Source organism: Photobacterium sp. OFAV2-7 (assembly GCF_022347985.1).
Lineage (GTDB): Bacteria > Pseudomonadota > Gammaproteobacteria > Enterobacterales > Vibrionaceae > Photobacterium.
This window is the reverse complement of record NZ_JAKRFQ010000380.1, coordinates 1-4,655: the sequence shown is the minus strand read 5'-3', so window position 1 is coordinate 4,655 and position 4,655 is coordinate 1. Positions and strand designations below refer to the sequence as shown.

The 4,655-nt window shown below is 51.9% G+C and carries 3 protein-coding genes; 1 reads left to right on the top strand and 2 read right to left on the bottom strand.

Going from position 1 to position 4,655, the window contains the following annotated elements:
* Nucleotides 1-347: 347 nt before the first annotated feature.
* Together MHN01_RS17160 and MHN01_RS17155 are read right to left on the bottom strand one after the other, a co-directional pair.
* Nucleotides 348-1,487 carry an ABC transporter substrate-binding protein gene (locus MHN01_RS17160; protein WP_239412457.1) on the bottom strand — a complete coding sequence of 380 codons (1,140 nt, stop codon included), beginning with the start codon at nt 1,485-1,487 and terminating at the stop codon, nt 348-350.
* 10 nt (nt 1,488-1,497) lie between these two features.
* Complete coding sequence (locus MHN01_RS17155; RefSeq protein ID WP_239412456.1) at nt 1,498-3,285, bottom strand: adenylate/guanylate cyclase domain-containing protein; 1,788 nt, start codon at nt 3,283-3,285, stop codon at nt 1,498-1,500.
* 201 nt (nt 3,286-3,486) lie between these two features.
* On the opposite strand from MHN01_RS17155, the gene MHN01_RS17150 reads away from it, so the two are divergent.
* Nucleotides 3,487-4,655, top strand: a 1,169-nt coding sequence (locus MHN01_RS17150) for an ABC transporter substrate-binding protein (RefSeq protein WP_239412455.1), incomplete at its 3' end; no start/stop codon positions are given.

Here is a 4,655-nt window from a genome sequence, read left to right as displayed (position 1 = left end):
AGAGCGAACAGCTAACGCCAGATCATCTGATGCTTTGACCATAAAACTGTCAGCGAGCTCTACCGATTTGGCTTGCTGTACTTCTTGAAGAGAAAAAAACGTTTCATTGTTACCACTACTTGCACAGACTGAAATACTAAAAAGAACCAGGGAATAAAGTACAGCTTTCATCGTAAATCCTTTTTCAGTTATCCAAATGTGAATACACGGTTTTGTGCTTCCCATTTTCAAGCTGAAAGTACAAATAGGTGAAGTCCATGATAGTAAATCATGACGAAGGTTGGTGTGGCATTATGTCTGCAATTATTAATGACACTTGTCACATTATCGTTAACTCGTTAGTTCAATCATTCCGGTTCTATCCTGCGCTTAAAAACAAATTCGCCTTGCTTAATTTCAAGCAAAACGGCACTTTTCGACGGATCGCCGGATTCTTTATATTCGATTCGACCGGTAACCCCTTCATAGCCCCCTAAGGTATTCAATGCATCACGAATACCTTTCGGATCAGTACCACCATTGCGCCTTGCCGCTTCAAAGAGCATCCCGAAAGCATCGTAGGTTAACGCAACGACATCACTCGGTTCCTTGCTATAAGCTTCTCTAAAACGTGCCCTGAAATGCACCGCCTCACCATCGGCTTTATTGACGGCGTAATGCGTGCTGAAATAAGCGCCTTCAAGCGCATCACGATCCGACTCGGGAATTTGCGTCCAGGTATCACTGCCAAGCAGCATGGCATCAAGACCAAGTTCTCTGGCCAACCGGGCCTGCTCAGGTACCTCGTTATAATAATTGGGCAAGAACAATACCCCTGGGGCCGCAGCCTGAATACGACGTAGCTGCTCAGTCACATCCGGCGCGTCGCGGGTATAGAGCTCATAGGCAACGACCCTGCCACCCTGCTCCCTGAAAGCAGCACGAAATACCTCAGCCAAATTGCGGTTATACTCGCTGGAGACATCGTATAACACTGCCGCTTTCCGGTAGCCCAAATCCTGATAGGCAAACCTTGCCATCAGCTGCCCCTGAAAGGTGTCGTTAAAGGCAATCCGATAGACCCATTTCTTGTTTCGTGTAGTTTCCGGATTGGTCGACCAGGGGCTGAGTAACGGAATCTGAGCATATTCGGCATACCGGGCAGCAGGAATGGCATTACGGCTCGCCTGCGGGCCAATGATGGCGCTGACGTTCTGCTGGTTGATAAGTCGCAGTGCAGCACTGATGGTTTGCTCGGCATTATCCTGATTGTCCTCAATCAGCAGCGCCACATGATAACGCTCATCATCAATAATCAAGCCCCCCCGATCATTGACCTCCTGCACCGCCAACTTGGCCGCTTCTACCGTTGCCAGCCCGACTTCCGGGATCTGCCCGCTGATCGGCGCAATCAAACCGATACGCAACTCTTTTTCCTGTAACGGCTGGCTGTCACAGCCAGATAATACAACCGCGAATACCATCAGAATGCTGGAAAATAACTTCATAGACCTATCCTTATTCGTTGACCGCTGCTTCCTTACGCCCCTTCAGCATATAAGTGTGCATTTCTCCCTTGCCCTTAATCACCACCATTCCCCGATCATCAAATTCATAGTCATCTTTCAAATGCTTGTAGGTTACCTCGGTGATCTGAATACCGCCCTTCAATCCCTGCGACTCCATCCGCGAAGCGGTATTAACCGCATCACCCCAAATATCATAGATAAACTTTTTGGTACCAATCACCCCGGCAACAACGGGTCCGCTGTTGATCCCGATGCGAATGCTGAGTGTCTTACCATGGCGCTGGTTAAAGCATGCGATGACGTCGAGCATATCCAGTGCCGTCTCGGCAACCACTTCAGCATGATCATCACGCGGGATAGGAATTCCCGCCCCAACCATGTAGGCATCACCAATGGTCTTGATTTTTTCCAACCCCCGGCGCTCACTCAAGCTGTCAAACTCGCAGAATATTTCATTCAACAAGCCCACCACTTCTGCCGCAGGCAACCCGGCGGACATCGGCGTGAAGTTGACAATATCGGCAAACAAGATTGTGACCTCGGAGAAGCTATCGGCAATTGTGTCTTCACCATGCTTCAGGCGCTCAGCAATGGGAGCCGGCAAGATGTTAAGCAGCAAATGCTCAGATCTCTCGCGCTCTTCGGCCAGGTCGTCGAGCGTTTTCTTCAGCCTGGCAATCATCTGGTTGAAGTTCTGCGCCAGCAGCCCGGTCTCGTCCTGAGTCAGCACCGGGGCAGTCTGAGTCAGATCGCCAGCACTGATTTTCAGTGTCGTCTCAGTAACAGCCGAGATCGGCCGGGTGATCCTAACGGCAATCAGATAGATACCGATGCTCAACAAGCCGACAGCCAGCAAACCGACAGCCAGTACCATGACGCCAAACCGATTGGCGGGTGCCAGTGCCGCTGAAGCCCTGACTTCTGATATCAGGGCCAGCCCCAGCTCAGGCAGCCACCGATAGCTGCCAATCACTGGCTCGCCAGCATAGTTATCATATAGCCCGGCACCATTATGGCCCTGCAGGGCCGTTTCAATACCCTGACTATGAACTCCTCGCGGATAGGAGGCATGACCGAACCGCTCGGGAGAGATAAAACGATTATGGGCATCGACAAGGTATGCCTCACCGCTTTCCCCCAGCCCTGTTTGCCGACTGACAATCTCAACCAATACCGACAAGCGGACATGGGCGGCCAGCACGCCAAGCAATTCGCCAGTCGGGCTCAGCAGGGGAGTGGATACGGTTAAGGTCGGTGCAGCCGTATCCGGGTTGGGGTACACCTTCTGCAAGAACGTTTCCTTCTGTCCCTGAACAAAGTATTGATGGTTTAGCCGATATTCACCTTCATCATCAGGCTGAGTCGAGAAGAAGACTCGACCACCGACTCTGGTCATCATAAACACCTCTGTCAGATCAGAGGCCGTTGCCGAGCCGTAATCAAGAAAGGTCGAAAGAAACAACACCTCTGCCAGCTGAAAATGGGCTGTCTTGTATGCCGCCGTCCCTGTTTCTTCGGCCAGCAGGGCATCGGCCGCCGCCCGAAGCTCATCAAGCTCTGCAATGTTCCTAACAACCGTTATCTGCTCGGCGATATAGCGGTTAATTTCGAACTCTTTGTGATCAGCCGTCAAATCAAACTGATCAATCGCGATCTCTTTTTGAGTTTCGGCCGCAAGCAAGTAGGTCACCGATGCCAGCGCCACCACGACCAACACGGATACCAACAAAAAATAGGCAGTCATTCGGGCCTTAAGACTCTGTTGCAAAAGCCCCATTCAATTCCTCCCGAATCCGTTAGCGAAAAATAAGCAAAAAAAGTACCAGTCAAAGTGAGTATAGACGCCCAGACAACCTCGCTTGACTTATTACGTGTACCTTCTTCCCCGGCAACCACCAGCACTTAGGCTAACCTGAATAGATAGGCATCAGCGCACGACATGCCGCGCCTCCGCGAATAAGAAAGCAAAGGCCTGACCTTGAAGAACTTAAAACAAAGCAATACCCAAGCGCGCTTTAGTCCGTTAAGCAGGCGGCAGATTATCCATACTGCCAGTGTGCTTGGCGCGGCTGGCACTCTTTCCGTGTACGCGCCAAATGTCCTTGGTACCCAGGATGCTGCCGATATTCCTCAAAACTCCGACCTTCCCTTGAAACTCGGCGTTTGCGGACCATTTAGCGGCCCGGCCAAACAGACCGGTGATGCGATCAGGCAGGGAGTCTTGATGGCACTTGAAGATGCCCGGGCAGCTGGTGAGGCCCCGGTGACCATCAATGGCATACGGCATGATATTGAGATTGTATGGGTAGATAGCCAGTCAAACCCGGAAGTCGCAGTAAAAGCTACGACCGAGGCTATCCAGCAGCAAGGGGTCAAGCTGATGGTTGGGGGCTGGCATTCATCCGTCGCCTTGGCACTGATGGATGTAACGGCCGATCTCAATACGATTCACCTTGGCCACCTGGGGGCATCACAGTATATCGCTGCCAAAATAAACGATGATCCCCAGCGTTACCGGGGCTGGTTCAAGGGATGGCCTTCACCGCCGAAACTCGCCGGCCTTTATGGTGCTCCTCTCAAGTATCTGTTGGAACATGAGCTTTGGCAGCCTGCCAACAGGCGTGCTGCAATCTTGGTCGAGGATAGTGCCTTCGGGCGAGGCTGGGGCGAGGCACTGATGCTCAGCCTCAAAGAAGCCGGCTTTGACCCTTTGCCCTTCGATACCGCGGCACTGGACGAAACCGAATTCCGTCAGTTGATCAACAAATACAAATCCGAGCAGGTCTCGCTGGTCGCCATGACATCAACCGGTGACGTTGCCGTCAGCAGCTTCGTCAAACAGTTCAAAGAACTCGAAGTAAAAGCCTTATTACTCGGCCATGGCCTGCGCTGGTTGGGTAACTGGCATGAAATGACGGGCGATGCCGCAAACTACGTGGTCACGATGGACTCGGCCATGCCTATCGCACTGTGGCAGCGATGGTGGGTCAGGCGGTTTAAGACTAAATACGGCAAGGAGCCCACGATTCCGGCGGCGGGTTTTCACTACGACTATACCCGAATGGCAATCAAGGCCCTCAATACCGCCAATTCATTGGACTTCGATACGCTGACAGCCATCATCCGCCAAATCCCCTATAAAGGGGT

What these genes read in the sequence shown, in the direction of transcription:
- MHN01_RS17160 (WP_239412457.1), bottom strand. Translation starts at nt 1,487, where the DNA reads ATGAAGTTATTTTCCAGCATTCTGATGGTATTCGCGGTTGTATTATCT.
- MHN01_RS17155 (WP_239412456.1), bottom strand. Translation starts at nt 3,285, where the DNA reads ATGGGGCTTTTGCAACAGAGTCTTAAGGCCCGAATGACTGCCTATTTT.